This is a genomic window from Massilia sp. TWR1-2-2 (assembly GCF_049897565.1).
GTDB lineage: Bacteria > Pseudomonadota > Gammaproteobacteria > Burkholderiales > Burkholderiaceae_D > JAFCUW01.
On sequence record NZ_JAFCWM010000027.1, the window covers coordinates 1 to 24410 of the forward strand.

The following is a 24410-nucleotide window of genomic DNA, read 5'->3' on the forward strand; positions in this document are numbered from 1 at the left end:
CCGACAGCGGCGCTGCATCTGGCGCGGCCGGCACGTCCGGGGCCAATTGGTAAGCCACTACCCATTTGCGCAGCAGGTTGGCATTGACGCCGTGCTTGAGCGCCATGCCCGCTAGCGAGGCGCCCGGCTGCAGGCAAGCCCTGGCTAAGGACCGCTTCGATTCCGCTTCGTAGCGGCGCCGGCCATCACGCCCAGTGCCCGTCCCTACCAGCCGAAACTCTGAGTCAGTTCGTATCTCTTGCATAGGTGTCCACCTCCATAAGTGGACGCCTATGCTCCGCTCCTTTGAATCGCTGCGCTAGGTGCGGAGAAATTCGCGCTTACGATTGTTTCATCCGGATGCCTGTACATGATGGCATGGGGACGCGAATGCAGTTCTTGGGATGACTCAGTGGATTGGGCGAACATTGATAAATTTGGAGATAGTCCGATCCCTGACGACGAATTTGTCGTTACAACCTGGCACGAAGATGAACCGCTAAAGGAAGTATTTTGGTTCTCAAAGACTTTGGCGGTGCACTCCTCCGTCGATATTGTCCAAACCGTCGTTCTCGATATCTCGGTGACAAGTCGAGAACACGAACTGCTGAGCTTGTACGAGTCGGCATGAATGTCGGCTTTCGGTCGATAGCGGACGCTCTCGTATGATGACGGCTTCCGGCCAGTAGGAGACATTCCAAGGGTAGGTGGGGACTTGATTTTTTCGTTCGAGCATTTAATCCTTAAAGGAAGGTGTATGGGACTGTCAAATTGGTGGCGCGATAAATGTAGCGATTTTTCCCTCTATCCGAAAGACGAGTCATACATCTTGATGGCCATGTGTGTCACGTGGGCGCTTTCCGATGTTGGCATCACAAGTAACCTTTCTGGCGCACCAAAGCCAGTACTGGATCCGCTCGCCATTCGCTATCTCTCGTTCATGTTGGTGTGGCTGGCCGGAAGTGTGGTCATCCTCTTCCTCACGCGGCACCTTTATCGAAAATATAGTCAGCAACCGGCCACAAGCGATCATTCCCTGGGAGCCAAAATGCTCAGTGTTGTGGGAACGGCCTTGCCTCAATGATCGCGCGGCTCGAACGGGAATTCTGTTTGTTCTCAAGACTGGGATGCCGTGGGAGTACCTGCCGCGTGAGCTCGGCTGCGGCTGCGGCATGACGTGCTAGTGTTGGCTTCACGAATGGATGCGAGCGAGCGTCTTCATCGCCGCCGTAGATTGCGCATCGGCTTCAGCGAAGAGCGGCGCTCTTAGTGCTTGCGGTGCTGCAGGAACCAGTCGAACAGGCCGGCGTCGCCGTAGGCATGGACCCAGGCGTCGGCATGGCCGCCGTCGGCCAGCATCGTGTAGGTGACGTCGCCGCCGGACGCCCTGAGCGCGGCCACCATGCGCGCCGATTCCTGCTCTGGCACCGACTGATCTTTCTTGCCGTGAAATACCCACGTCGGCACGTCCTTCAGCTGGCCGATGCGCAGCGTGTTGCCGCCGCCGCACACCGGCGCGATGGCGGCGAAGTAGCTGGGGTAGTTGATCGCCAGGTCCCAGGCGCCGTAGCCGCCCATCGACATGCCGGTCAGGTAGACGCGGTTGCGGTCGACGTTGTACTTGGCCAGTACCTCGTCGATCAGGCCCTTGAGCTGGCTGGCGTGCCACCACTCGCCGTCCGGCGCCTGCGGCGACACGACCATGAAGGGGAAGGCCGGATCCTTCCCGGCAATGGCCGGCGGGCCCCACGCCTTCACCTTGTTCAGGTCGCTGCCGCGCTCGCCGGAGCCGTGCAGGAAGATAATCAGCGGAACCGGCGCGCCCTTGGCAGCATATGACTTGGGCAGGAAGGCGAGGTAGTTGACCTTGCTGTGGACCATGACGCTGCGCGTTTTTTGCGCCGGCGGCGACGGGGTCTGGGCCGACACCGCGCTCGACAGCGCGAGGCCGGCGGCCAGCATCTGCAGGAAGGCGGGCTTGATCATGGGGCCTCTTTCAAGCGTGGATGGCGTCCGTTCACTCTAGCATAACGATCGCCAGTGCAAACGGCGGCCCGAAGGCCGCCTTTGATCGGTCACCGGATTGCCGTTACTTGCCGCTCAGGCAGGTCTTCATGAATGCCTTGCGCGCGTCGCCCTTTTTACCGGTGGCGTCCGCGTTGCAGGTCTTCATCCTGGTCTGCTGGGCGGTGGGCGCCTTGACTGGCTTTGCGCTCAGGCATTCCTTCATGAACGTCTTGCGGTCGTCGCCTTTCTTGCCCGTCGCGTCGGCATTGCAAGTGACCATCTTGCTTTGCTGCGCCGTCTTGGCGGCGGGCGCGGGCGCGGCGGCCTGGGCGAAAGCAAAAGCGGACATCGACAGCGCGACACAAGCAACAACAAGTTTCTTCATGATGATTTCCCCAGGTTATGGAACTGCGCAAGTCGCCGGCTTGCTTGCCGACGGTGACTAAAAGCAATCATGCCGCCGATTCGATGTAATGACAAGCAAATTGCATATCGAGAGGGGATTCGCCATCGCGCTTCACCTCGCTTGCCTTTTCGCTAATGGATGCTACTCTGCATGCTCGATCCGATAACCCAGCAATCAGGAGACAACATGTCATACATCGACGGTTTCATCACCCCGGTACCGAGGGACAAGATTGATGCGTACAAGCGCATGTCGACCACGTGCGGCGCCATCTGGAAGGAATTCGGGGCGCTGAGCTTTCGTGAGTGCATCGCTGACGACGTCAAGCCCGGCCAGTGGACCTCGTTTCCGCAGGCGGTCAAGCTGGAAGAAAATGAAGTGGTCGTGTTCTCGTGGATCGAATACGCCTCGCGCGCCGACCGCGACGCCATCAACGACAAGGTCATGAAGGATCCGCGCCTGGAAGAGTTCATGAAGCCCGAGGCGATGCCGTTCGACGGCAAGCGCATGATTTACGGCGGCTTCGAGACGCTGGTCCAACTGTAAGGCGTCCGCGGTTCACAGCAGCGACAGCGCCGGGCCGTCTTGCGGGCCGAGCCAGGTCGATGCGAAGCGCTTGCGCGTGGCAGCCAGTGCCGGCGCGTCGCCGCGCTTGCGGTAGACCTCGACCAGGCCGCGCAGCGCCCAGCCGTTGCTCGGCGTGCGCGCCAGCGAATCGCGGAAAGCCTGCTCGGCCTCGTCGAGCCGGCCGGCGCGCAGCAGCGCCGCGCCGAGCGACTGCCGGACCGGGTAATACCAGGATGGCGGCTCGATGTAGGGCAGCGCGTCCTGCACCGCCACCGCTTCCTGGTAGGCCGTGATGGCAGCCGGCAGGTCGCCCCTGGCGTCGGCCACGCGGCCGGCGGCGACCGCGCGCGCGGTCTGCACGATTTCCCTGGCCGGCACCCCCCAGTCGGTCAGCGGCTTGAAGTCGCCGCTGCGCTCGATATTGGTGAGCGCATCGACCTCGGCGGCGGCCGCAGCCAGCGCACCCTTGCGCGCCAGGCCGGTGGCGCGGGCGTAGTGCCACATCGCCTTCACCAGCACGAAGGCGGGCCCGGGGTCGGGCAGCGCGACCAGCACATCCGGGCTGGAAAACTGCACGTGCGAGAAGTACGGCGCCGCCTTGACCGGCTGCAGCACGGCGAACTCCTTCACCAGGTCGGCGCCGATCGACTTGTCGAGCTTGTCGGCGGACGCCAGCGCGGTCTTGCCGTCGCCGCCCATCAGCGCCGACACCATGACGAAATGGATGTTGTGCGGATAGTAGGAACCCTTGTAGACCGGGTCGCTGGCCGACGTGCGGAAATATCTTTCGTCGACGGCGATGGCGGCGACGTTCGAGTCGAGTGCTTCCTTGTACAGGCCGATGCGGTAGTAGATGTGCGACGGCATGTGGACGATGTGGCCGGCGCCGGGGATCTGCGCGGCCAGCACGCGCGCCGCCGGCAGCGCCTTGTCCGGGTGGGTCGACGCCTCCATCGCGTGGATGTAGTAATGCGCCGCGCCCGGATGGGTCGGATTGCGCTCGAGCACGCGCTCGAGCGCGGCGACCAGGTCGGCGGTGCGGTTCTTCGGCCGGCTGCCGCCCGCTTCCCAGTAGTCCCACGGCGACAGGTCCATCAGCGCTTCGGCGTACAGCACCTGGATGGTGTCGTCATTGGGAAAGGCGCGCGCGGCGTCGGCCATCGCATCGGCGTAGGCACGGTCGAGTGGCGCGCGGTCGGCCGGCGGCGTGGCCTGGTAGCGGCGCGCGACGGCGCGGATCAGCACCTGTTCGGCCGGCTTCGCAGTGCCGGCGCGCGCGCGCGCATTGGCCGCGGCGGCGGCGGCCGGCGCTGCCGCGGCGGGGAACATCGGCGCGTTGATGTTCGGGCCCAGCACCAGCGCCTCGCCCCAGTAGCACATGGCGCAGCCGGGATCGACCTGCTGCGCGGCGCGAAAGGCGCGCGCCGCTTCGGCGTGGTTGAAGGCAAACAGCAAGCGCATGCCCTGGTCGAAATATGCCTGCGCCCCGGCGCTGGTGGTGGTGACCGGCACGTGCAGCTTGCCCAGGTCCTGGTACAGCGGCGGCGTGCCCTCGCTGGCCGGCGCCGGCAACTGGCGGCCGGGCGTGAAAGGCCTGGTCTCGGCCTGCGCCAGCACCAGCTGATCGAGCAGCGGCGGGCGGCCCGGCCGTGCCGGCGCGCAGGCGGCGCGTTGGGCGAACAGCGGATCGAAGGCGGGAATTTGGGTGGGCCGCTCGGCCGAGGTTGGCGCGAACGTGGCCAGCGTGAGCGCGCCGGCGGCGACAACCGCCGCGACCAGTGTCATCCGTCTCATCTGTCCCCCTTCCGGCGCGCGAACCTCGCCAGCGCGTACATACAGTCTAATCAAAAAAAACCACGGCATCAAGCGGGTAGAATCGTCACCATCAGGTACGGAGGAGCGCTTGCCATGATGCCGAAGGTCGTGTGGGTGCTGTTGCCGCTGGCGCTGTACGGCGCCTGGCTCGGCGTGGCGGCGGCGCGCGGGCGCCTGCCGCCGCGCCAGTCGCTCAACGTGCAGACCTCGCTGCTGCTGGTGGCCTACCTGCTGGCGACCGCGGGCCTGGGCATCTTCTGGGTCGCCAACCAGCAGCTGCCGGTGTTCGACTGGCACTACCTGTTCGGCTACTGCACTGTGCTGCTGGTGTCGATCCACCTGTTCTTCAACCTGCCGCTGGTGGTGCGCTGGCTGCGCGGCCCGCCGCGCGCCGCCGCCCCGCGCGGCCGCATTCGCGCGCTGAAGGCATTCGTCATCGTCGCCGCGCTCGGCGCCGCATTTTTCCTCGGTACGCGGCAGCGCGCCACCGAAGCGCTGCCGCTGACCGTCGCCGGCGCCGCGGCTGACGGCGGCGCCGTCGCCGCGCTGGTGCGCTTTCACGAGTTCTCGTCCGAATCGCGCGCCAGCGTGTTCCGGCGCGCCCCCGGCATCGAGTGGGGCGCGGCGCCGCCGGCGTTCAAGAGCTATCCGAACGCGCGGCACGTCGCCCTGCCGGCGGGCGGCGTCGGCGCCGCTGGCCTCAGCGCGGCGCTGCGTGCGGCGCCAGCTTCCGTGCGCGCGCAGCCGCTGCGCCTGGCCGAACTGGGCGACATCCTGTTCATGGCGGCCGGTGTCACCGCGCGGCGCGGCGGCAATGCGCTGCGCGCGGCGCCGTCGTCCGGCGCACTGTTCTCAAATGAGCTGTACGTGATCGCGCGTGCTGTCGCCGGCTTGCCGGCCGGCGTCTATCACTACGACCCCGACCGGCACCGCCTCGACGTGCTCGGGACTATCCCGGCCGTCACCGGCGCGCCGGCCGCCGACGACGCCGACGCGCTGCTGGTCGCCACTTCCATCTTCCGCCGCACCGGCTACAAATACCGCGACCGCGCCTACCGCTACGTCACCGCCGACACTGGCCACCTGCTGGAAAACCTGCGCGCCGCCGGCCACGCCGCCGGTATGCGTGCGCAGCTCGAGAGCCGCTTTGACGACGCGCAGCTGGCAAGGGCGCTCGGCGTCGACGGCGTGGAGGAGGGCGTGCTGGCGGCGATGGCGCTGCGGCGTGGCGGCGCCGCGCCGACGCCGCCCGCACGCTTCGCCGCGCCGTCGCCCGCACCCGGCGGCGCGCTCGGCATCACGGGCGCCGTGCATCAGGCCACGTCACTCAGGCTGGCGGTGGATGGCGCCGGATCGGTTGCGCTGCCGGCGCCGGAGGCTGCGGCCATGCCGCTCAGGCGCGTGATCGGACAACGCCGCAGCGCGCGCCGCTTCGCGGCAGATCCGGTGTCGCTGGCCGCGCTGTCGTCGCTGCTGGCCGACATGGCGCAGCCGCCGCAGCTGTCGGACGCGGTGCGCATCCATCTCGTCGTCAACCGGATCAATGGGCTGGCGCCCGGCGTGTACCGCTATCTCGATGCGCATGCGCTTGAGCCGGTGCGTGGGGGCGAACTCGCCGCCGCGGCGCAGTCGGCGGCGCTGGCGCAGGATGTTATCGGCGCCGCCGCGGTGGTGCTGGTGCTGTCGGTCGAGCGCGAGCCGATGCTGGCCGGCGGCGCGCGCGGCTATCGGCATGGCTTCATTGAAGCTGGCATGGTCGGCGAACGCTGGCTGCTTGGCGCGGTGGCGCGCGGCCTGGCTGCCTGCCCGGTCGGCGCGTTCTACGACGACGAGGCGGCGGCGCTGATCGGCGTCGACCGCCAGCGCCAGTGGGTGGTGCATTTCGCCGCGCTTGGGGTGCCGGCCGGCCGGAGCGCCGACTAGCAGCCAGCTGCAACGTCGGCGCGTGGACCGGCCGGCGGCGCGGGCGGCGCAGCCGTTCCACCGCCTGCAGCATCGTCAGATTCAGCACGTCGCGCTGTGCGTGGCTGCCGCCGAAGCGGTGCGCCTGTGCCGGCAAGGTCAGCGCCAGCGTGTCGTCGCCGCGGCCGAACGCCATCAGTGAGCGGCACGCGGGCAGGCGTGGATGTCGCGCTTTACCCAGCAGGCGATGGCCGAGTCGCAGGCCGGCCGTCCGGGCGCCGAGGCGGTGCTGGCGCGGATGAGCGAGATGATGTTCGTCCACGCCGTGCGGTGCTACACCGACATGCTGCCGGCCGAAGGTGTCGGCTGGCTCACCGCACTGCGCGACCGCTTTGTCGGCCGCGCGCTGGCGCTAATGCACGAGCAGCCGGCGCGCGCCTGGAGCATCGAGGAGCTCGGGCGCCACGTCGGGCTGTCGCGCTCATCGCTGCACGAGCGTTTCGTCCACCTGGTCGGGCTGCCGCCGATGCAGTACCTGGCGCAGTGGCGCATGCAGGTGGCGGCGCGGCTGCTGCTCGAAACGCGCGCCAGCATCGCCGCGGTGGCGCTCGACGGAGCCTACGATTCCGAGGCGTCGTTTACGCGCGCCTTCAAGCGCGCGGTGGGCAAGCCGCCGGCCGCCTGGCGGCGCGAGCGCGACGCGCTGGCGGCGTGGCGAAGGTGGAACGGCGCGCTATCGGCGATAATGATCGCTCTTCGATTGCCCGCATCACGGACTCATGCAATACACCCTCGACGACATTCGCAGCAACTTCGACAGCGGCACCTTCACCCGCGGCCGATCCTATGCACAAAGCGGCTACGTGCGCTCGGTCGGCATCGACGACGTCGGCATCCAAAGCAAGGTCGAGGGCAGCGGCGGCCAGCTTTACCGCCAGTCGATCATCGTCGCCCGGCGGCGCCAAGGCATCTATTTCGATGGCGATTGCAGTTGCCCAATGGACCATAATTGCAAACACGTTGTCGCGGCCTTGATTGTCGGGCTGGAACGAAACGCCGCGTCAACGGCGCGCGATGCCGGGCCGCCGTTGCCGTTGGCCTTGGGGTACTGGCTCGATTCGGTGCGGGAGGCGATCGCAACCGGCGGCGCCAGTGCGGCCACAAGGAACAAGGTCTCACAGCGGCTGATGTACGTGCTGGTGCCCGACAGCAGGCCGGGAAGGCTGCAGCTGTACCTGAGCAGGGCGCGCATCGGCGCCGACGGCAGCGTCGTGTCGGCCACCGTGGGTCGGGATATCTATACATTGCTCAGCAGTCCGCCGGCGTACCTGGAATCGGCCGATCTGCACACCTTGCGCTTGTTTTATGCCATGTCCGGCAACAGCGGTTTTGGCGTCGCCGCGACGCCGCCGCGCGATGAATCCGGCGGCCATTTCCTGCACCACGTGCTCGCTGCGGATCGTCTGGGCTGGGCCGCGGCGACCGACGGTTTCAAGGCCGGCGTCATCGCGCCGATCGCCGCCGGACCGTTGCGCGCGGGAACGCTCGGATGGACTAGCGATGGCGCCCACGGCAGCATGCGACTTGGCTGGCAGTTCGAGAACGGCGAACCGTTCGATTACCTCTTGCCGACTACGCCGCCGTTGTACCTGCATGGTGGTGCGCTCGGCGAGCTGGTGCTTGGCGACGGCGCTCGCGCGATGCCGGTCGAACGCCTGCTGGCACTGGTGGAGAGTGCCCCTGCGCTCGCGCCTGGCGACGCGGCCGGCCTGGCGCACCACCTGGCCACGCGGGGATTGGCGGCGCTGGTGCCCGCGCCGCCTGCGCGGCGCCAGGTGACGCGCAGCGATATCCGGCCGCAGCCGGTGCTGATTCTGGGTGGCAGGCACGGTTCTGCGCCCGGACGCGGCCAGCCGCACGAGGACGACTATGTGCTGCTCGGCTTTAAGTACGACGGCGAACGCGTGCCGGCCGGGACGGGCGCGCACATTGTGCGGGCTGCCGGCGCCGTGATGGAGCTGATCGCGCGCGACCAGGCGCTGGAGTCGGCGGCCGGCGAGCAACTGGCCGCGCTCGGCTTTTTCGGCGCTGCCAGCGGACCGGTGCGCGATGTGCTGCGCGTGGCCAATGTCGACGACTGGCGCCGTTTTGCGCACGAAGGCTTGCCGCGGCTGCGCGAACTCGGCTGGATCGTCGAACAAGGCGCCGGCCAGCCGTTCGAGCTGGCCGAGGTGGAAGCATGGTACGCCGACGTGGTTGACGACGGCGCCGAGGCGAGTCCGTGGTTCGACCTTGAACTGGGCATCGTCGTCGATGGCGGCCAGGTGTCGCTGCTGCCGGTGCTGCTGGAAATGATCCGCAGCGCACCGCAGGACTTCGACCCCGCGGCGCTGGCCGGCTACCCGGACGGCGACCTGCTGTTCGCGCGCTTGCCGGGCGGCGCGCGGGTAGGGTTGCCATGGGGCCGGGTCAAGCCGATTCTGGCGGCATTGGGCGAGCTGTTTTTCAAGGAGCACTTCGGCAACAGCGTGCGCCTGCCCACGCTTGACGCCGCGCGGCTCGCCGAGCTCGACGCGGGTCTGCAACTGCGCTGGACTGGCGGACTGCAATTACGTGCACTGGGCGAAAAGCTGCGCAGCTTCGGCGGCGTGCAGGCGGCGCCAGCCCCTCTGGGCCTGCAGGCAAGCCTGCGCCCCTACCAGAGCGCCGGCCTGGCCTGGATGCAGTTCCTGCGCGAGTTCGGCCTGGCCGGCATCCTCGCCGACGACATGGGGCTGGGCAAGACGATTCAGACACTGGCCCACATCCTGCTCGAAAAAGAGGCGGGCCGCCTGACGGCGCCGGCGCTGGTCGTGGCGCCGACCAGCCTGATGGGCAACTGGCAGGCGGAGGCGGCGCGCTTCGCGCCAGGGCTGCGCGTGCTGCTGCTGCACGGTCCCGAACGCGGCGAACGCTTCGACCAGATCGGCGCGCACGACCTGGTGCTGACGACGTACGCGCTGCTGCCGCGCGACGAGGCGCAACTGCGCGCGCACGCGTTTCACTTGCTGATCCTCGATGAATCGCAGTACATCAAGAACAACCGTTCGAAGGCGGCGCAGACGGCATCGTTGCTGACCGCGCGGCACCGCCTGTGCCTGACCGGCACGCCGCTGCAGAACCACCTGGGCGAACTGTGGGCACAGTTTCACTTCCTGATGCCCGGCTTGCTGGGCGACGAGAAGTCGTTCAACACGAGCTTTCGCAAGCCGATTGAAAAGCTGGGCGATGGCGCCCGCAATGCGTTCCTGGTGCAGCGGATCAAGCCGTTCCTGTTGCGGCGCACCAAGGATGCGGTGGCAAAAGAGTTGCCGCCCAAGACAGAGATGGTGCGCGAGGTCGAGTTGACTGGCGCCCAGCGCGATCTGTACGAGACGGTGCGCCTGGCGATGGATCGCAAGGTGCGCGCGGCAATTGCCAGCAAGGGGGTGGCGCGCAGCCAGATCATCATCCTCGACGCCTTGCTCAAGTTGCGCCAGGTGTGTTGCGACCCGCGCCTTGTCAAGGCCGCCGGCGCGGCCGGCCACGCGCCATCGGCCAAGCTCGACGAACTGATGACGATGGTCGTCACCTTGCTCGACGAGGGCAGGAAGATTCTCGTGTTCTCGCAATTTACCAGCATGCTGGCGCTGATCGAGGCCGAACTGCGTCAGCGCGACATCCGGTATGCGCTATTGACCGGCGACACCGTCGATCGCGCCGGCCAGGTGGCCACCTTCCAGCAAGGCACGGTGCCGCTGTTTCTGATCAGCCTGAAGGCCGGCGGCGTCGGGCTCAACCTGACGGCCGCCGACACGGTGATTCATTACGATCCGTGGTGGAACCCGGCGGCCGAGAACCAGGCCACCGACCGCGCCTGGCGCATCGGCCAGGACAAGCCGGTATTCGTCTACAAGCTGATCGCGCGCGGCACGCTGGAGGAGAAAATCCAGCAACTGCAGCGCAAAAAGGCCGGACTGGCCGACGCCGTGCTGGCCGGCGCCGGCGCCGGCGAACTGGCATTGACGCAGGCCGACTTGCAGGCGATCCTGGCGCCGCTCGACGCCTAGAACCACCGCGGCGGAACCGGCCCGACCGCAGGGGTCTGACCCGATTTTTCTTTTGGGGTCAGCCCCCGGATTCGGTGGCTGTCAAGCTAGTTGTCGCATTTTCGACCGCACTATGCGGCCTTTCGGTAATGCAGAGTGCTGCTCGGTTGCGCCCGGATCGCCGCCAGTTGATGCTCTGGGTTGAGATGGACGATGTCGACCGGTTTCCAATTTCATACAGGGCCTGACCATCGGCCTGGGTTACGTTCTCGTGCCGCTTCGTAGACTTTGGTTCGCGCCTTCAGCAATGCAGTATCCAGACCGGCATGGCGCTCGGCAGGCGTGACGAACTGGATGGCGCTGTGCCGATGCTCGTGGTTGTACCAATGGGTAAATCGTGCGACCCACTTTCTTGCCTCAGCTAAGTTGCTGAAGTCCTTGCTTGGGTAGTTAGGCCGGTACTTGAGGGTCCTGAACATTGATTCTGAAAACGGGTTGTCATTGCTCACCGCCGGCCGGGTGAACGATGGCGTCACACCAAGCGCTTGCAAGGTGGCCAGCATGCTGGCGCCTTTCATCGGACTGCCGTTGTCGGAATGCAGCACAACCTGATTTGACTTTATCTTTTCCCGAGCGCAAATGTCTCGCATGACCTCTGCGGCCAAGTCACTGCTTTCGTCCGCGTAGATTTGCCATCCGACGACCTTGCGGCTAAATATGTCTAAGAACAAATACAGATAAAAGTAAACGCCCTTCACGCCACTCGGTAAATAGGTGATATCCCAGCTGTAGAGTTGGTTCGGAGCGGTGGCCGCAAGTGCGCGCGGCTTGCTGCGCTCTTGGTTTGGCCGTGCCGCAGCTCGGTGGCTGACCTGGTTTGCCGCGCGCAGGTGCGCTCACTCGGGACAAGCGTCGATGAAGTCGCTAAAAGGGCCCGCCTCGTCAGGCTGGGGCCCATGCGCTGGGACCCCATCTTTCCAACAGATTAAGGAAACGGCTCGGGTCAGACCCCGGCTGCTGCGTTATCGACCGGCCGGCGTCCATATGGTTAGAACTGCTCGGCCGGAACCGGTTGGCTGAACAGGAAGCCCTGGTAGGCGACGCAGCGGTTCTGCGCAAGGAAGTCGCGCTGGCTCTCGGTCTCGACGCCCTCGGCAATGACGTCGAGCCCCAGCGTGTGGCCCAGCAGCAGGATGGTGCGCGCGATGGCCGCGTCGCTCGGATCGGTGAGCACGTCGCGCACGAACGACTTGTCGATCTTCAGCTGGTCGAGCGGCAGGCGCTTCAGGTACGACAAGGATGAATAGCCGGTGCCGAAGTCGTCGAGCGCGAGGCCGATGCCCATCGCCCGCAGCGCGTTCATCTTGTCGACCGTGCGTTCGACGTCGGCCACGAGCAGGCTTTCGGTGAGCTCGAGCTTGAGCTTGGCCGGATCGGCGCCGGTGCGGCTCACCACGCGTTGCACCATCTGAACGAAGTCGGGCTGGCTCTGGTAGACGAGGTCGAACTCTTGCTGCTGAAGGCCGTGGCGCAGGTCTGCTTCGAGCTGGACGCGGGCGCGGATGACGACCTGCATCGGCGGGTCGTAAAACGGATGGTGTTGCGGTCGGCCGCCTTGGCCTGGTACATCGCCATGTCGGCCCACTTGAGCACTTCGTCGACGTCGTTGCTGTGCCGGGCGAACAAGGCCACGCCGACGCTCGACGTCGTATGGTGCTGGTGGCCGTCGAGCTGGAACGGCGTGTCGAAGGCGGCGAGGATCTTTTCGGCGACCCGCTCGGCCTGGGCGGCCGCTTCCGCCGGCTCGGCCGGCAAATCCTCGAGCACGATGACGAATTTGTCGCCGCCGTGGCGCGCCACCGTGTCGCTGGCGCGCGGCACGCGCGAGCGAAGCCGCAGTGCGACCTGCTGCAGCAGCAGGTCGCCCTTGTCGTGGCCGAGCGTGTCGTTCAGCCTCTTGAAGTTGTCGAGGTCGAGGAACAGCAGCGCGCCGGTGCGGCCGGTGCGCCGGCAGGTGGCGACCGCGTGGCGCATGCGGTCGAGCAGAAGGCGTCGGTTCGGCAGCGCCGTCAGCGGATCGAAAAACGCCAGGTCCTCGATTTCGCGTTCGGCCCGCTTGCGCTGGGTGATGTCGGTATCGATGCACAGCATCGACTGCGGCCGGCCGGCGTCGTCGCGCATCAAGGTCAGGTGCGCTTCGACGCAGACAGTGCGGCCATCCTTGCGCCGCTTCAGCAGTTCGCCGGTCCAGTCGCCTTGCTGCAGCATCTTGCGAAAGGCGCGCTCGAACGCCGCGCGGTCGGCGACGATCAGGTCGCCCTTGTTGGCGCCCATCACCTCGTCGGACGTCCAGCCGTACAGCCGCTGCGCGCCCTTGTTCCAGTACGTGATGCGCCCGTTGATGTCGGTCGCCGAAATCGCGTCGAGCGCCTTGTCGAGCAGCGAAGCCTGCACCCGGTTGCGCGCCTCGGCTTCGGCGCGCTCGGCTTCGTCCCGTTTTTGCGCGGTGACGTCGAGCATGGCGCCGATTGCCCGCTGCGCGCTACCGTCGGCGGCGCGGATGAAAATGCAGCGGTCGCGCACGTCGGCGTAGGCGCCGTCGCGGCGCATCAAGCGGTATTCGGCGTGCCAGTCGTCGCGGCCCTTGTCGCGTGCCTTGAGCAGGCTCGCCAGCGCGCGCGCGCGCTCGTCGGGATGAATGCGGCGCGCCCAGGTCTCGATGCCGTCGTCGATCTGGTCAGGCGTGTAGCCGAAGGCATTGCGCGTCCCTTCGTTCCACCAGACGCGGTCCTGCGCCAGGTCCCAGTCCCAGATGATGTCGGTGGTGGTGTTGGCGACCAGCCGGAAGCGTTCGGCATTCTGCCGCTCGATTTCCTGCAAGCGCTTGCGTTCAGAGATGTCGGTGAAGTACACCGCCAGTCCCTCGCGCGACGGAAAGATGCGCAGCTCCTTGCACGAAAGGAAAGGCACGTAGAGTTCTTCGAACGCGGCCGCACGTTGCTGCGCCATCGCCTGCCGGTATTCGGTCTCGAAGCGGGTGCCGATCAGGCCGGGGAAAGCTTCCCACAGCACCTTGCCAAGCAACTCGTCGCGCCGGTGCAGCAGCAGCCGCTCGGCTTGCGAGTTCAGGTAAGTGAAGCGCCAGTCGTTGTCGAGCATGTAGAAGGCGTCGGTCATGCTCTCAAGCGTATTGATCATCTTGCGCGACAGCGCGCGCAGCGCCGCCCGGGAGCGCTTCACGCCGGTCAGGTCGGCCAGCGTGCCGGCCATGGCAGGTTGGCCGTCCTGGTCGACGAACGGGTAGCCACGCGCCTCCAGCTCGCGCACTTTGCCGTTCGGCCATACCACCCGATGCTCGAGCATTGGCTGAATTGACCCGCGCCGGGCCTGTTCGAACATTGCCAGCACCTTGCCCCGGTCGTCCGGATGAACGGCGGCGATATAGGCGTCGATGCGGGCGTCGACGTACTGCTTGTCGATGCCGGCGATGCGGTAAGTCTCGTCCGACCAGATCAGCTTGCCGGATGCGAAGAGGTACTGCCAGATGCCGACGTGTGCAACGGTTTGAACGTCGCTGAGCTGGCGTTCGAGTAGCACCTGCTTGCTCGTTTGCATGGTCGTGCACTCCATACGTCGGTCATTTTTAGATGGGCCGTTCGTCAATCGGTTCGCAATGGATTTGTGCAAGAGCCAAGCGGCGCGTCAGATCATTTCCAGCGGACGCTTGGACGTCGGCGGCGGAAACGCGCGGTCCAGGGCGGCCAGGTCGCCGGCGGACAGCGCGATGTCGAGCGCCATCAGGTTCTGCCGAACGTGGTCGACCGTGCCTGCCTTGGGCACGGCAATGACGCCATCGTGGCGCACGGCCCACGCCAGCGCAATCTGCGCCGGCGCGGCGGAATAGGCGTCGGCGATGCGGCGCAACTCCGCGTCGTCCAGCAAACGGGACTGTTCGAGCGGCGAATAGGCCATCACCGGAACTTGGCGCTGCTCGCACCAGGGCAACAGATCGTATTCGATGCCGCGCCGCGCCAGGTTGTACAGCACCTGGTTGGTCTGTACCGCCGGTCCGCCGTGCTTGCCGACCAGCTCGGTCATGTCGGCCGTGTCGAAGTTGCTGACGCCCCACGAGCGGATTTTTCCGGTGCGCACCAGCGTATCGAACGCTTCGAGCGTCTCCGCCAGCGGCACCTGGCCACGCCAGTGCAGCAGGTACAGGTCGACGTGATCAGTTTGCAGGCGACGCAGACTCCGCTCGCACGCGGCGATGGTGCCCGCACGGGTGGCATTTTGCGGCAATACCTTACTGACCAAAAAAACCTCGCTGCGGCGGCCCTCGATCGCCTGGCCAACCAGCTCTTCGGTCGTGCCATCGCCATACATCTCGGCGGTGTCGATGACGCTCATGCCGGCGTCGATGCCGTAGCGCAGCGCCTCGATCTCGCTGGCGCGGCTGTCGGGCGAATCGCCCATTCCCCAGGTGCCCTGGCCGAGCACCGGCACAGCCTGGCCGGATGGCAAATTGGTAGTGCGCATATGGTTCTCCTGGTCGCCCTGAATGCAGGTTTCGCCTGATTCTACCGTCTGAAATGGCCGCACAGCAGGGCCGGTCAGGGGAAAGATGAGTTGCGGCCCGACCATGCGACAATGGTTCCTCAACAACAGGCAGGCGGAAAAAATGAAAAAACTGATCTTTATGCTTGCACTGCTGCTTGGCAGCAGCGCCCACGCCCAGGTCTACTTCGATTCCGGCAGCGCGCGGCCGAACAATCCGGACGCCGCCAAGCGCGACGTGCGGGAACAGCAGCGCGCCCAGCCCGCCGCCAGGGCGCGGCCGAAACTGGTGCGCTGCCGCGATGGCGTCCGGCGCCAGGCGCGCCTGTGCGCCCGTCATGGCGGCGTCGCCCGCCGCTAGCGCCTTCAGCGCGGCGCGCCGAACACCTGGGTCCAGTAGACCCGCGGGGTGTCGCGCGACGTGTCGACGGCATACGCGGCGCCCATTTCGGTAAATGCCGGGTTCATGATGTTGGCGCAGTGGCCGGGGCTCCAGAGCCAGCCGGCCACGGCGTCCTTGCCCGACTCCTGGCCCGCCGCGATGTTCTCGCCGACGCGGCGCCATCGGTAGCCGGCCTCGCTGGCGCGATCGCCCACCAGGCGGCCATCCTTGCCCTTGTGCTGGAAGAAATGCTGGCTCGCCATGTCGAGGCTGTGCGACAGCGCCGCATCGCCCAGAGCGCTGTTCCACGCGAGCGCCGGTGCGGCGGCAAATTGCGCATCGCCGCAGTTTTGCCCGGCCGCTCGCGCCTCGTTCACTTCGCGCAGAATCGACCTGCCGACATCGCGCGTGTCGCCAAGCAGAAGGATGGGCGAGGGCGGCGCCGGCTGCGCCAGCACGACCAGCCAGCTGTCGCCGTCGCGGCTGGCGCCGATTGCGGAGAAATCCTCGCGCAGCAAGGTGCGGCAATATCTTTGCTCGATGATGGCCATGGCTTCGCGTGCGTCGGCGGCGCCGGAAATGGCGATCGCCTCCGCCCGCGCCACCGGGTAGCCGGCGCGCGCCAGCACCTGGTCGAGGAAGGCGCCGGGAGTGACCTTTGCGCGAGACAATGCGGGCTGCGGCGCCAGCGGCGGCGCGGGACTGGCGCGGCGGCCGTCGCAGCTTCCGGGCGCCGAGCGGTACGCGTTGATCAGGGCCACCAGTGGGTCGCGCTGCTGCGCGTGGACGGCCGCCGGAGCAAGCATGGCGGCAACAGCGCCAATGCCTGCGAGCTTGGTGGCCTTGCAAAGCGTCGATGTGGTCAAAGGCGACATGTTTGCTATGCTAGCGTATTTCCGCCGGCGGACAATTTACGGAGCAGTACATATGGTCTCTTTGCAAGAGCAGCTTTTGAAGGCCGGCCTGGTCGACAAGAACAAGGTCAAACAGGCCAATCACGACAAGAGCAAGCAGAAAAAGGTCGAGCGGCGCACCGGCACCGAGAGTGTCGACGAAGTGCGGCTGGCCGCCGCCGAGACGCAGCGCAAGAATGCCGAGCGGGCGCGCGACCTGAACGCCCAGCGCGACGCGGCCGCCACGCAGAAAGCGATCGTCGCGCAAATCGCGCAGATGGTACAGAAAAATCGCCAGAGCAAGGGCAATGGCGACATTGCCTACAACTTCACCCACGGCAGCAAGATCGAACGCATTTACGTGTCGGCCGCGGTGCAGGGCCACTTGATGGCAGGACGCCTGGTCATCGTTTGCCTTGGCGGCGTGACCGAACTGGTGCCGAGGGTGATTGCCGACAAGATCGCCGAGCGCGACGCTTCGCTGGTGGTGCGGGTGAACAAGAAGGCGACGACCGAGCCGGAAGCCGACGATCCGTATGCGGCGTTCCAGATTCCAGACGACCTGATGTGGTAAGCCCGTCGTAACCCCGCAAACAAGAACGCCACCCAAAACGTGGCGTGGCTCGCGCTTATCCATACTGAGCGTGCAGCACCACTGCCGCTTGCTCGGCCTGGATCCCTCGCCTGCGCGAAAATGACGTTGATACATGTCCGCGGCCGCGTTAGCGTCGCGATTCCTGCGCGCATTTACGCCGAGGCGGCGCCGCTCACTCGGTGACGACGTGCCACACGTCCTTCATCTTGTCGCCCGCCTTGTCGCCGGCTTTCTTGTCCTTCACGAAGGTGTACAGCGGCTTGCCCTTGTAGGCGAGCTGCTTGCTGCCGTCGTCGCGCGTGATGGTCGAATACGGCGCCGCCAGCTTGGCGTCGCCGGCCTGGACCGGCGGCCAGTTCTGCGCGCACCCGCCGGTGCAGGTGCTCTTGCCGCCGTTGGCGGCGTCGTTGTCGTAGGTGTACACCGTCATGCCCCGCGTATCGACCAGTACTCCACCGGCCTTCTTGACAGGGGCGCCGGCGGCCACGGCGGAATGGGTGAACAGGGCAAACAGGACTGCAGTACCAACGCTGACTGATTTCATGGAAGTCTCCTGTGAATGATCAAGTGCGAGGACCGGTTTTTTTCGAACTGCGAGGTCATTCTAGCGCAAGCGAAAGGCCGAACTGCCGTTTCCTTGGCCGGTCGTACATAAGTCAGCCCGTCCAGTGGCGCGCAGCAGGGGCAACTCATGAACCTGGAAGCGCGTTCGCTGACACTGCAGAACGCCATCGCGCTCGACTATGTGCTCACCGGCCAGGACCGGCGTGGCGGAAACTTGTGCAGTTGTTGTTCAGCAAGACATGAGGGCTGAGTGGAACTGGCGGCGAACGAGACGATCAAATACATTTGAATCCGGCCGGATGGTTCCGTTTGGATCGGCCGGATGCTGCTTCGAGGAGAGCGTCATGAGCGAGCCAAGTCGGTCCACACCTACACCTTCCGGGCAACAGTCGCGCGACGTCGGCGCGCCCGATTTTGCCGCCATCAAACAACGCCAGCAGGCCACCTGGGCCAGCGGCGACTTCGCCATCATCGGCGTCACCTTGCAAATTGTCGGCGAGTCGCTGGCCGAGGCGGCCGACATCCGCGCCAGCGAGCGCGTCATCGATATCGCCGCCGGCAACGGCAATGCCACGCTTGCCGCGGCGCACCGGTTCGCGCAAGTGACGTCGACCGACTACGTGCCGGCGCTGCTCGAAAAGGGCCGCGCCCGCGCTGCGGCCGAAGGGCTGCAGATCGATTTTCGCGAAGCCGATGCCGAGGCATTGCCGTTCCCCGATGGCAGCTTCGACGTTGCACTGTCGACCTTTGGCGTGATGTTCACCCCTGACCATCAGCGCGCGGCAGCGGAAATGCTGCGCGTGGTGCGCCCCGGTGGACGCATCGGCATGGCCAACTGGACGCCCGACGGTTTCGTCGGCCAGCTTTTCAAGACCATCGGCAAGCATGTGCCACCGTCCGCCGGCCTGAAGTCGCCCGCGCTGTGGGGCACCGACGATTATCTGCGCCAGCTGTTCGGCGATGCCGCCGACCGCTTTCGCGTGGAACGAAAAATCTTCAATTTCCGCTATGCGTCGGCGGCGCACATGCTACAGGTGTTCCGCGATTACTACGGGCCGGTGTTCAAGGCCTTCGCCGCGGTCGCCGCCGGTACCGATGGCGGCCAGGCGCTCGAGCAGGACATCATTGCCTTGCTGGATCGCTGCAATACGGCGGGGTCGGCGGCGCTGGTGGTGCCGGCCGAATACCTGGAGGTGGTGATCACCAAACGCAGCGACTGAAAACGGCGGAATGGCCAGTCGAGTTGGCGGCCGTGGGGGCAGTTTCGCCGCGCGGCCGCCGCGCGCGTATGCGTAGTTGGTGTGCCGAATGGAAAACTGGTGTATTTTGCACGGGGGACGTGAAGTCACGCCAATTAACTCTGTCCACCGCCCGCCGGTCGACAATCAACAAAAGGATGTAAATATGCAACTTCTTTCTGGCAAAGGCAAATCGCTCCTGTGCGCGTTCGCAGCATCGGTGGTGTCCGTTAGCGCTTTCGCGCAAGCCTGGCCTACCGGGACAGTAACGGTGGTCGTGCCGTGGCCGCCAGGTGGCCCGTCGGACATCGCGGCGCGTCCGTTTGCCAAGAGCCTGACGGGGTCGCTGGGCCAGACGTTTGTCATCGATAATCGCGCCGGCGGCGGCGGCAATATCGGCTCGGCCGCGGTCGCCCGCGCCAAGCCGGACGGCCAGACCTTGCTGGTGACGTCGAGCGCGCCGATCGTCATCAATCCTAGTCTGTACAAAAACATGACGTTCGATCCGCTCAAGGATCTGGCGCCGATCAGCAACTTGCTGCGCGTGCCGTTGGTGCTGGTGGCAAATCCGTCGGTGCCGGCCAAGAACCTGAAGGAGCTCATCGCCCACATTCAGTCGAAGCAGGGCAAGTTCTCGTTCGGTTCGTCGGGCAGCGGCACGCCGCAGCACCTGACCGGCGAACTGTTCAACAGCGTCTTGAAGCTCGACATGGTCCACGTGCCGTACAAGGGTTCGGCGCCGGCGATTGCCGACCTGCTGGGCGGTCACATTCCAATCATGTTCGACAGCACCATCGCGATCATGCCGCACATTAAGAGCGGCAAGGTCGTGCCGATCGCGGTGACCGGCGCCAAGCGCTCGCCACTGCTGCCGGACGTACCGACCTTTGCGGAACTGGGCCAGCCAACGCTCGAATCGTACGCATGGTACGGCCTGTTCGCGCCAGCGAAGACGCCAAAGGACGTGATCGCCAAGATCAACGCCGAGACCGTCAAGTTCATGAAGAGTCCTGAATTCGAGAAGATCCGCGCCGAGACCGGTTCCGAGTTTGTTGGCGATACGCCTGAAAACTTCGGCAAGTTCGTCCAGGTCGAATCGATCAAGTGGGGCAAGGTCGTCAAGTCGAGCGGCGCCACCGTCGACTAAACAACGCGGTTGGGAAACAAGAACGCCACCCTCGGGTGGCGTTTTTTTTGAAGCAGCTCGGACCAAAAAAGGAACTCCGATTGATCCGTGCGACTCTTATGCGCCTGGTTCGACTCCGGAGCAAGTGTGCTTCTCACATAGGTCAGGCCGTCGGAAAATTTCCCTATCAGTTTGCAATTACGCGCCTCGAAATCCTCAATAATTTCAGGCACCAGGAAATCTCGCGAATTCTTATTGATGAAGCACTGAGGACTGGTTTGTTGCTGTGCAACTCGGGAGTGTACTGAAGCATACACAATCGCGTCTTGCGGGCTCAACCCTAAGGTTCGTCGCGCCAGCAGTCCACTTCGAAAGACATCGCGATCCAGCGGAATTATCGTAGCGATATCGAGCAATCGGCCAATAACTCCGTTGAATCGATTCATTTCGTGTTCTCCCGACTCTACGAGCAATCCGGTCAAGTTAGCGAGATTCGCTGCTGCTTCTGCATACGGCGCGGAGCGCGCGAGTTCGCGTAACTCGTCTGACAGTTTGCGATACACTTCCCGTCGCTGCCTGTCTCGGCGAACAAGGCGCTCGAATGGTTCGCCTAGACAGTACGCCGGGATTAGCAATTCAATCTGGCGCGATTCAGCTAGCGCTAGCAGTTCTTCGCAACTCGCGCTGTCCTCTTGTCGAAATGCCAGTTCCAGAACGAAGTTGGATTCGACGTAAGTAATCACGCTTGGCACTCGTCCCTGATTTCCCCTGTCCTGATATTCTCGTAAAGTCCAGATCCGCGCAGCCAATCTACCGAATCACCGAGGTCAACACTCCCGCCCTTCGCTGTCAATTCTCCCAGCCAAGAACGCACGGCGAGTTCTAGGCCGCTTTCACTGACAGAGGCGCGTCGGTCCAATTCTTTAGATTTCGGCAGATATTTATGCAGGACTGTTCGCGTGTCTTCCGAGTAAGATGGGAGCACTGCCTCGTCGGAAAAAACGTCCTTCCACAAATAAATCCGGTCAGTTACAACCAGCAGAAAGTAGGGCGCGGCAGGAACTGCGCCGTGGGCGACGAGATTACGCCGAAGCTTCGCGGCCCAGCCATCGTCTGACTTTGGTGTGCCCTTAATCTCCACCACCAATACCAACTTCTGATCTGGAGAGTAAACCGCGATATCGGGTTGCAAACTCATAGTACCTCCCGACCAAATAATTAATCCGAAACTGCCGGTGCGTGAGCAAGCGCGCTACCAACATAGTAGCGCCGTTTTGACAACTTGATACAATCGCTCGCAACAGTCGAGCGATCCTGGTTGCTTGTGTAGTACCTTGAAGGCAATTATAAAGAGGGACAACAGAAGACCTAGGCGCCGATGTGCGTCGGTGCTATTCCTGCTTGGTCACTTCCAGTTTGCTCACGTCCAGTCCCTGGGCGGCCAGGCGCGCCACCAGAGCATCGTAACTTGCCTTGTCGACCTTCGGCGTGCGCGAGAGGATCCACAGGTATTCGCGCTTCCCCTCGCTGACGGCGGCCAGCTGGTAGCCTGCATCGAGGTCGACCACCCAGTAATCGCCCCACACCATCGGCAGGAACGACAGGAACGCCGGCGCGAAGCGCACCTTCAGCTTCGGCGAGATCGGCCCGCCAACCTGGCGCGCGGATCCGATCGCTTCGTCGGTTTCGCCCTTGTCGGTGCGGCAGCGGTTGACCACTTGGAGTGTGCCGTCGGCCAGCGTCGTATAGGTGGCCTTGGTGAAGCCGGTGCACTTTCGCTGGAAGCGATTCGGGAACTTGGCGATTTCGTACCAGGTCCCCATGTAGCGCGGCACATCGAGTGAAGCGATGGTGGCGAGCGGCCTGGCAACGGCGGCGTTTGGCGCATCGGCGGCGCCAGCGTTCAAACTCAACGCCATCAACAGGGACGCGATCACGCGTGTTTTCATGCGGGTTCCTTCACATTATTAATTTCGCTATAGTAGCCTGTTCGCCTCCTTCGGCGCACACGTCCAACCCATAGCAAGTTTGCAAATGACCAATGAAAATATTTGATAGTGCCAGTACGCGGCAGGCGCTGCCGTTCGATACCCTGATCGACGCGATCGAACTATTCTTCGTCAGCGGCTGCGAGGTGCCGCCGCGCCATGTGCACAAGGTCAGCGACGGCAGCGGCGACGGCGGCACGGTACTCATCATGCCGGCGTGGCATGGCAAGTACATGGGCATCAAGACCGTCAATATTTTTCCGGGCAACGCCGCGCGCGGGCTGCCGGGGCTGTTTTCCACCTACACCCTGTACAGCGCCGCTACCGGCGAGCCGCTGGCGCAGATGGACGGCAACGAGATCACGTCGCGCCGCACTGCGGCCGCGTCCGCGCTGGCGGCACGCTACCTGGCGCGGCCCGATGCGCGCCGCCTGCTGGTAGTCGGGTCGGGGCGCGTTGCCAGCCTGCTGGCGCACGCTTACCGCGCCGTGCTGCCGATCGAGGACATCACGATCTGGAGCCGTAACCATGAGGCCGCGCGTCGCATGGCCGGCGAGCTGGACCTGGCGGGATGCGCCGTCGCCGCGAACGCCGATCTTGAGCTGGCGGTCCGCCAGGCGGACGTGGTGTCGTGCGCGACGCTGGCGACCGAGCCGATCATTCGCGGCGAGTGGCTTGCCGCCGGCAGCCACCTCGACCTGATCGGCGGCTTCACGCCGCAGATGCGCGAAGCGGACGACGACTGCTTTGCAGGCAGCCGTTTGTATGTCGACACGGTCGAGGCGCTGCAAAAATCAGGCGACTTGCTGGGGCCGATGTCGCGCGGCGTATTTGGGGCCGACGACGTCGCCGGCACGCTCGAATCGCTGTGCCGGGGCGAGTCGTGCGGCCGGCAAGGCAGCGAGGTGCGCACCGTCTTCAAGTCGGTCGGCACCGCACTCGAAGACCTCGCCGCGGCGATGCTGGTGTATGAAACTTTGGTGCCGGGCCAGAATCGGTAGGCGCGCCAGTCCACATACGAGGAAGCCCATCATGAAAGACGCTTTCAACGTTGGCGACAAAGTGCAATGGCATTCGCCGCAAGGCACGGTGCAGGGCACGATCAAGAAAAAGCTGACTGCGCCGGTGACGATCAAGGGACATCACGTCGCCGCGTCGCCTGACAATCCGGAGTACTCGGTCGTCAGCGACAAGACCGGCGCCGAAGCGGCGCACAAGGCGACGGCGCTGACCAAGGTGTAGCCGATCGCATGTGAGGATGACTGGTTTTCCAGTCGCCTGATCGGAATCGATCTTATGTCGAACATAGTTCACTCCCTACTTGCGGGGAACGCGTTTCTGTTGAACGCGCCGTGACATTGAACTACTCTTAACTCAATCGATGGCGATGGAGGCGATGATGGCAATACTGACGGTGTCAGCCCGCGGGCAACTGACCCTTAGAAAAGACGTGTTGCAGCATTTGGGCATTAAACCCGGCGACAAGATCGAACTCGACTTGCTGCCAGATGCAAGGGGGCTCCTCAAAGCCGTTCAGCCAGGTGGCACGATCGGCGAGTTTGTAGGATTGCTTTCCGGAAGGACAGATAAAATTGCTACCTTAGAAGAGATCAACGAGACGTCAGCGGAAGGGTGGGCGGGTAAATCTTGAAGGTAACCGCAGACACAAACGTCTTGGTCCGTGCTGTCGTGCAGGACGATCCCATGCAGGGGGCAATCGCAGCCAGAGTCCTGATGGATTCAACTTTGATCGCAGTTGCTATCCCGTGCCTTTGTCAATTCGTATGGGTATTGCGCAAGGTGTATGCCTTCCAGGCTGCCGATGCAGCGTTGGCTATTCGAGCTCTGCTAGCGGCCGCAAACGTCGAACTTAATCGGCCCGCCGTCGAAGCCGGCTTAACGATGCTTGATGCTGGCGGAGATTTTGCCGATGGCGTTATCGCCCATGAAGGAAAAGGGCTAGGGGGCGAAACGTTCGTCTCATTTGATAAAAAGGCCGTTGCATTACTTTCCTCCCGCGGTCACACCGCACGCCTGCTATAAGCGAGCAGATCTGAGTGCCCTGCAATCCAGGATCCGATGTTCTGGTCACCAAACGCAGTTCAGTCTACAGCCCCAACCTTCGATGAGCTGCCGCGCTTGCAGCGCGGTCGCACAGTGCTCGCAACGAAATGTACTCGTTTCCTTAAACTTTGCCGGGCAACGCACGCCAGCCGGCCCGCCACGCATGCATCTCGGCGCGTTGTCGAAAATATGACACAGCTTCGCGCCTTAGCAAGATTTGACAAACATGCGTGTCACGTTGCGGACACAATCCGTTCAAGCCT

Annotated in this window: 26 protein-coding genes and 2 pseudogenes; 15 read left to right on the top strand and 13 right to left on the bottom strand. The window is 64.6% G+C overall.

What is annotated here, in order from left to right; all coding sequences use genetic code 11:
- On the bottom strand, nt 1–244 hold a 244-nt coding region (locus ACP7DD_RS21065), incomplete at its 3' end, for a transposase (protein WP_426176795.1).
- A gap of 81 nt (nt 245–325) precedes the next feature.
- Here ACP7DD_RS21065 and ACP7DD_RS21070 point away from each other — a divergent pair.
- The 3 genes and pseudogenes from ACP7DD_RS21070 to ACP7DD_RS21080 all read left to right on the top strand — a co-directional run.
- Nucleotides 326–610 carry a DUF7684 family protein gene (locus ACP7DD_RS21070; protein ID WP_426176852.1) on the top strand — a complete coding sequence of 95 codons (285 nt, stop codon included), beginning with the start codon at nt 326–328 and terminating at the stop codon, nt 608–610.
- Between the two features lie 126 nt (nt 611–736).
- Entirely contained in the window at nt 737–1063 is a 327-nt protein-coding gene (locus ACP7DD_RS21075; RefSeq protein WP_426176858.1) for a hypothetical protein, read from the top strand.
- Nucleotides 1047–1160 (top strand): annotated as a pseudogene (locus tag ACP7DD_RS21080) (IS5/IS1182 family transposase); the annotation flags it as partial. The gene ACP7DD_RS21075 and the pseudogene ACP7DD_RS21080, both read left to right, overlap by 17 nt.
- An 85-nt stretch (nt 1161–1245) precedes the next feature.
- Here ACP7DD_RS21080 and ACP7DD_RS21085 read toward each other — a convergent pair.
- Nucleotides 1246–1965: a prolyl oligopeptidase family serine peptidase gene (locus ACP7DD_RS21085; RefSeq protein WP_426176796.1), complete on the bottom strand. Its 720-nt coding sequence runs from the start codon at nt 1963–1965 to the stop codon at nt 1246–1248.
- A gap of 103 nt (nt 1966–2068) precedes the next feature.
- A complete protein-coding gene (locus ACP7DD_RS21090; RefSeq protein WP_426176797.1) occupies nt 2069–2371 on the bottom strand; it encodes a PsiF family protein in 303 nt (100 codons plus the stop codon).
- Between the two features lie 207 nt (nt 2372–2578).
- Here ACP7DD_RS21090 and ACP7DD_RS21095 point away from each other — a divergent pair, with 207 nt between their 5' ends.
- Nucleotides 2579–2938, top strand: a complete 360-nt coding sequence (locus tag ACP7DD_RS21095; RefSeq protein ID WP_426176798.1) for a DUF1428 domain-containing protein — start codon at nt 2579–2581, stop codon at nt 2936–2938.
- Between the two features lie 12 nt (nt 2939–2950).
- Here ACP7DD_RS21095 and ACP7DD_RS21100 read toward each other — a convergent pair whose 3' ends face one another.
- On the bottom strand, nt 2951–4753 hold the full coding sequence (locus tag ACP7DD_RS21100) for a tetratricopeptide repeat protein (protein WP_426176799.1): 1803 nt from the start codon (nt 4751–4753) through the stop codon (nt 2951–2953).
- 114 nt (nt 4754–4867) lie between these two features.
- Between ACP7DD_RS21100 and ACP7DD_RS21105 the strand changes: the two genes are divergently transcribed.
- The 3 genes from ACP7DD_RS21105 to ACP7DD_RS21115 all read left to right on the top strand — a co-directional run bounded on the left by ACP7DD_RS21105 (nt 4868) and on the right by ACP7DD_RS21115 (nt 10764).
- Nucleotides 4868–6697: a SagB/ThcOx family dehydrogenase gene (locus ACP7DD_RS21105; protein ID WP_426176800.1), complete on the top strand. Its 1830-nt coding sequence runs from the start codon at nt 4868–4870 to the stop codon at nt 6695–6697.
- A 202-nt stretch (nt 6698–6899) separates the two neighbouring features.
- Nucleotides 6900–7685, top strand: coding sequence for an AraC family transcriptional regulator (locus ACP7DD_RS21110; RefSeq protein WP_426176801.1), 786 nt, complete (start codon nt 6900–6902; stop codon nt 7683–7685).
- A complete protein-coding gene (locus ACP7DD_RS21115; RefSeq protein ID WP_426176853.1) occupies nt 7675–10764 on the top strand; it encodes a DEAD/DEAH box helicase in 3090 nt (1029 codons plus the stop codon). Before ACP7DD_RS21110 ends, ACP7DD_RS21115 begins: the two co-directional genes overlap by 11 nt.
- A 215-nt stretch (nt 10765–10979) precedes the next feature.
- On the opposite strand, the pseudogene ACP7DD_RS21120 reads toward ACP7DD_RS21115, so the two are convergent.
- From ACP7DD_RS21120 to ACP7DD_RS21135, 4 genes and pseudogenes are all read right to left on the bottom strand, one after another.
- Nucleotides 10980–11633, bottom strand: a pseudogene (locus ACP7DD_RS21120) (IS3 family transposase); the annotation flags it as partial.
- A 158-nt stretch (nt 11634–11791) separates the two neighbouring features.
- Nucleotides 11792–12211, bottom strand: a complete 420-nt coding sequence (locus tag ACP7DD_RS21125; protein WP_426176854.1) for an EAL domain-containing protein — start codon at nt 12209–12211, stop codon at nt 11792–11794.
- Nucleotides 12193–14358 carry a PAS domain S-box protein gene (locus tag ACP7DD_RS21130; protein ID WP_426176802.1) on the bottom strand — a complete coding sequence of 722 codons (2166 nt, stop codon included), beginning with the start codon at nt 14356–14358 and terminating at the stop codon, nt 12193–12195. The genes ACP7DD_RS21125 and ACP7DD_RS21130 overlap by 19 nt, the downstream gene beginning before the upstream one ends.
- An 87-nt stretch (nt 14359–14445) precedes the next feature.
- The gene (locus tag ACP7DD_RS21135) at nt 14446–15279 is read right to left on the bottom strand and encodes an aldo/keto reductase (RefSeq protein ID WP_426176803.1); all 834 of its coding nucleotides are present in this window, start codon (nt 15277–15279) and stop codon (nt 14446–14448) included.
- Between the two features lie 142 nt (nt 15280–15421).
- Here ACP7DD_RS21135 and ACP7DD_RS21140 point away from each other — a divergent pair, with 142 nt between their 5' ends.
- Entirely contained in the window at nt 15422–15658 is a 237-nt protein-coding gene (locus ACP7DD_RS21140; protein ID WP_426176804.1) for a hypothetical protein, read from the top strand.
- 5 nt (nt 15659–15663) lie between these two features.
- Here ACP7DD_RS21140 and ACP7DD_RS21145 read toward each other — a convergent pair whose 3' ends face one another.
- Nucleotides 15664–16554, bottom strand: coding sequence for a CAP domain-containing protein (locus tag ACP7DD_RS21145; protein ID WP_426176805.1), 891 nt, complete (start codon nt 16552–16554; stop codon nt 15664–15666).
- A 52-nt stretch (nt 16555–16606) separates the two neighbouring features.
- On the opposite strand from ACP7DD_RS21145, the gene ACP7DD_RS21150 reads away from it, so the two are divergent.
- Entirely contained in the window at nt 16607–17146 is a 540-nt protein-coding gene (locus tag ACP7DD_RS21150) for a DUF2058 domain-containing protein (protein WP_426176806.1), read from the top strand.
- A 193-nt stretch (nt 17147–17339) separates the two neighbouring features.
- On the opposite strand, the gene ACP7DD_RS21155 is transcribed toward ACP7DD_RS21150, so the two are convergent.
- Nucleotides 17340–17711, bottom strand: coding sequence for a COG4315 family predicted lipoprotein (locus tag ACP7DD_RS21155; RefSeq protein WP_426176807.1), 372 nt, complete (start codon nt 17709–17711; stop codon nt 17340–17342).
- A gap of 364 nt (nt 17712–18075) precedes the next feature.
- Here ACP7DD_RS21155 and ACP7DD_RS21160 point away from each other — a divergent pair, with 364 nt between their 5' ends.
- Together ACP7DD_RS21160 and ACP7DD_RS21165 are read left to right on the top strand one after the other, a co-directional pair.
- The gene (locus ACP7DD_RS21160) at nt 18076–18951 is read left to right on the top strand and encodes a class I SAM-dependent methyltransferase (protein WP_426176808.1); all 876 of its coding nucleotides are present in this window, start codon (nt 18076–18078) and stop codon (nt 18949–18951) included.
- 184 nt (nt 18952–19135) lie between these two features.
- Entirely contained in the window at nt 19136–20116 is a 981-nt protein-coding gene (locus ACP7DD_RS21165) for a Bug family tripartite tricarboxylate transporter substrate binding protein (RefSeq protein WP_426176809.1), read from the top strand.
- Here ACP7DD_RS21165 and ACP7DD_RS21170 read toward each other — a convergent pair.
- The 3 genes from ACP7DD_RS21170 to ACP7DD_RS21180 form a co-directional block, all read right to left on the bottom strand.
- On the bottom strand, nt 20113–20838 hold the full coding sequence (locus ACP7DD_RS21170; protein ID WP_426176810.1) for a PIN domain-containing protein: 726 nt from the start codon (nt 20836–20838) through the stop codon (nt 20113–20115). The two genes, ACP7DD_RS21165 and ACP7DD_RS21170, sit on opposite strands and share 4 nt — an antisense overlap.
- Entirely contained in the window at nt 20835–21293 is a 459-nt protein-coding gene (locus ACP7DD_RS21175) for a hypothetical protein (RefSeq protein WP_426176811.1), read from the bottom strand. The genes ACP7DD_RS21170 and ACP7DD_RS21175 overlap by 4 nt, the downstream gene beginning before the upstream one ends.
- Before the next feature lie 193 nt (nt 21294–21486).
- Nucleotides 21487–22044 carry a lipocalin family protein gene (locus tag ACP7DD_RS21180; RefSeq protein ID WP_426176812.1) on the bottom strand — a complete coding sequence of 186 codons (558 nt, stop codon included), beginning with the start codon at nt 22042–22044 and terminating at the stop codon, nt 21487–21489.
- Between the two features lie 92 nt (nt 22045–22136).
- Here ACP7DD_RS21180 and ACP7DD_RS21185 point away from each other — a divergent pair, with 92 nt between their 5' ends.
- From ACP7DD_RS21185 to ACP7DD_RS21200, 4 genes are all read left to right on the top strand, one after another.
- Nucleotides 22137–23084 carry an ornithine cyclodeaminase family protein gene (locus tag ACP7DD_RS21185; RefSeq protein ID WP_426176813.1) on the top strand — a complete coding sequence of 316 codons (948 nt, stop codon included), beginning with the start codon at nt 22137–22139 and terminating at the stop codon, nt 23082–23084.
- Between the two features lie 31 nt (nt 23085–23115).
- A complete protein-coding gene (locus ACP7DD_RS21190) occupies nt 23116–23325 on the top strand; it encodes a DUF2945 domain-containing protein (RefSeq protein WP_426176814.1) in 210 nt (69 codons plus the stop codon).
- A gap of 157 nt (nt 23326–23482) precedes the next feature.
- Entirely contained in the window at nt 23483–23734 is a 252-nt protein-coding gene (locus ACP7DD_RS21195; protein WP_426176855.1) for an AbrB/MazE/SpoVT family DNA-binding domain-containing protein, read from the top strand.
- A gap of 83 nt (nt 23735–23817) precedes the next feature.
- The gene (locus ACP7DD_RS21200) at nt 23818–24126 is read left to right on the top strand and encodes a VapC toxin family PIN domain ribonuclease (protein ID WP_426176815.1); all 309 of its coding nucleotides are present in this window, start codon (nt 23818–23820) and stop codon (nt 24124–24126) included.
- Nucleotides 24127–24410 lie beyond the last annotated feature (284 nt).

What these genes read in the sequence shown, in the direction of transcription:
- ACP7DD_RS21095 (WP_426176798.1), top strand. Translation starts at nt 2,579, where the DNA reads ATGTCATACATCGACGGTTTCATCACCCCGGTACCGAGGGACAAGATT.
- ACP7DD_RS21115 (WP_426176853.1), top strand. Translation starts at nt 7,675, where the DNA reads ATGGACCATAATTGCAAACACGTTGTCGCGGCCTTGATTGTCGGGCTG.
- ACP7DD_RS21130 (WP_426176802.1), bottom strand. Translation starts at nt 14,358, where the DNA reads ATGCAAACGAGCAAGCAGGTGCTACTCGAACGCCAGCTCAGCGACGTT.
- ACP7DD_RS21195 (WP_426176855.1), top strand. Translation starts at nt 23,483, where the DNA reads ATGGCAATACTGACGGTGTCAGCCCGCGGGCAACTGACCCTTAGAAAA.
- ACP7DD_RS21090 (WP_426176797.1), bottom strand. Translation starts at nt 2,371, where the DNA reads ATGAAGAAACTTGTTGTTGCTTGTGTCGCGCTGTCGATGTCCGCTTTT.
- ACP7DD_RS21200 (WP_426176815.1), top strand. Translation starts at nt 23,818, where the DNA reads ATGGATTCAACTTTGATCGCAGTTGCTATCCCGTGCCTTTGTCAATTC.
- ACP7DD_RS21165 (WP_426176809.1), top strand. Translation starts at nt 19,136, where the DNA reads ATGCAACTTCTTTCTGGCAAAGGCAAATCGCTCCTGTGCGCGTTCGCA.
- ACP7DD_RS21160 (WP_426176808.1), top strand. Translation starts at nt 18,076, where the DNA reads ATGAGCGAGCCAAGTCGGTCCACACCTACACCTTCCGGGCAACAGTCG.
- ACP7DD_RS21085 (WP_426176796.1), bottom strand. Translation starts at nt 1,965, where the DNA reads ATGATCAAGCCCGCCTTCCTGCAGATGCTGGCCGCCGGCCTCGCGCTG.
- ACP7DD_RS21150 (WP_426176806.1), top strand. Translation starts at nt 16,607, where the DNA reads ATGGTCTCTTTGCAAGAGCAGCTTTTGAAGGCCGGCCTGGTCGACAAG.
- ACP7DD_RS21110 (WP_426176801.1), top strand. Translation starts at nt 6,900, where the DNA reads ATGTCGCGCTTTACCCAGCAGGCGATGGCCGAGTCGCAGGCCGGCCGT.
- ACP7DD_RS21185 (WP_426176813.1), top strand. Translation starts at nt 22,137, where the DNA reads ATGAAAATATTTGATAGTGCCAGTACGCGGCAGGCGCTGCCGTTCGAT.
- ACP7DD_RS21100 (WP_426176799.1), bottom strand. Translation starts at nt 4,753, where the DNA reads ATGAGACGGATGACACTGGTCGCGGCGGTTGTCGCCGCCGGCGCGCTC.
- ACP7DD_RS21140 (WP_426176804.1), top strand. Translation starts at nt 15,422, where the DNA reads ATGAAAAAACTGATCTTTATGCTTGCACTGCTGCTTGGCAGCAGCGCC.
- ACP7DD_RS21075 (WP_426176858.1), top strand. Translation starts at nt 737, where the DNA reads ATGGGACTGTCAAATTGGTGGCGCGATAAATGTAGCGATTTTTCCCTC.
- ACP7DD_RS21175 (WP_426176811.1), bottom strand. Translation starts at nt 21,293, where the DNA reads ATGAGTTTGCAACCCGATATCGCGGTTTACTCTCCAGATCAGAAGTTG.
- ACP7DD_RS21125 (WP_426176854.1), bottom strand. Translation starts at nt 12,211, where the DNA reads ATGGTGCAACGCGTGGTGAGCCGCACCGGCGCCGATCCGGCCAAGCTC.
- ACP7DD_RS21180 (WP_426176812.1), bottom strand. Translation starts at nt 22,044, where the DNA reads ATGAAAACACGCGTGATCGCGTCCCTGTTGATGGCGTTGAGTTTGAAC.
- ACP7DD_RS21145 (WP_426176805.1), bottom strand. Translation starts at nt 16,554, where the DNA reads ATGTCGCCTTTGACCACATCGACGCTTTGCAAGGCCACCAAGCTCGCA.
- ACP7DD_RS21190 (WP_426176814.1), top strand. Translation starts at nt 23,116, where the DNA reads ATGAAAGACGCTTTCAACGTTGGCGACAAAGTGCAATGGCATTCGCCG.
- ACP7DD_RS21135 (WP_426176803.1), bottom strand. Translation starts at nt 15,279, where the DNA reads ATGCGCACTACCAATTTGCCATCCGGCCAGGCTGTGCCGGTGCTCGGC.
- ACP7DD_RS21105 (WP_426176800.1), top strand. Translation starts at nt 4,868, where the DNA reads ATGATGCCGAAGGTCGTGTGGGTGCTGTTGCCGCTGGCGCTGTACGGC.
- ACP7DD_RS21155 (WP_426176807.1), bottom strand. Translation starts at nt 17,711, where the DNA reads ATGAAATCAGTCAGCGTTGGTACTGCAGTCCTGTTTGCCCTGTTCACC.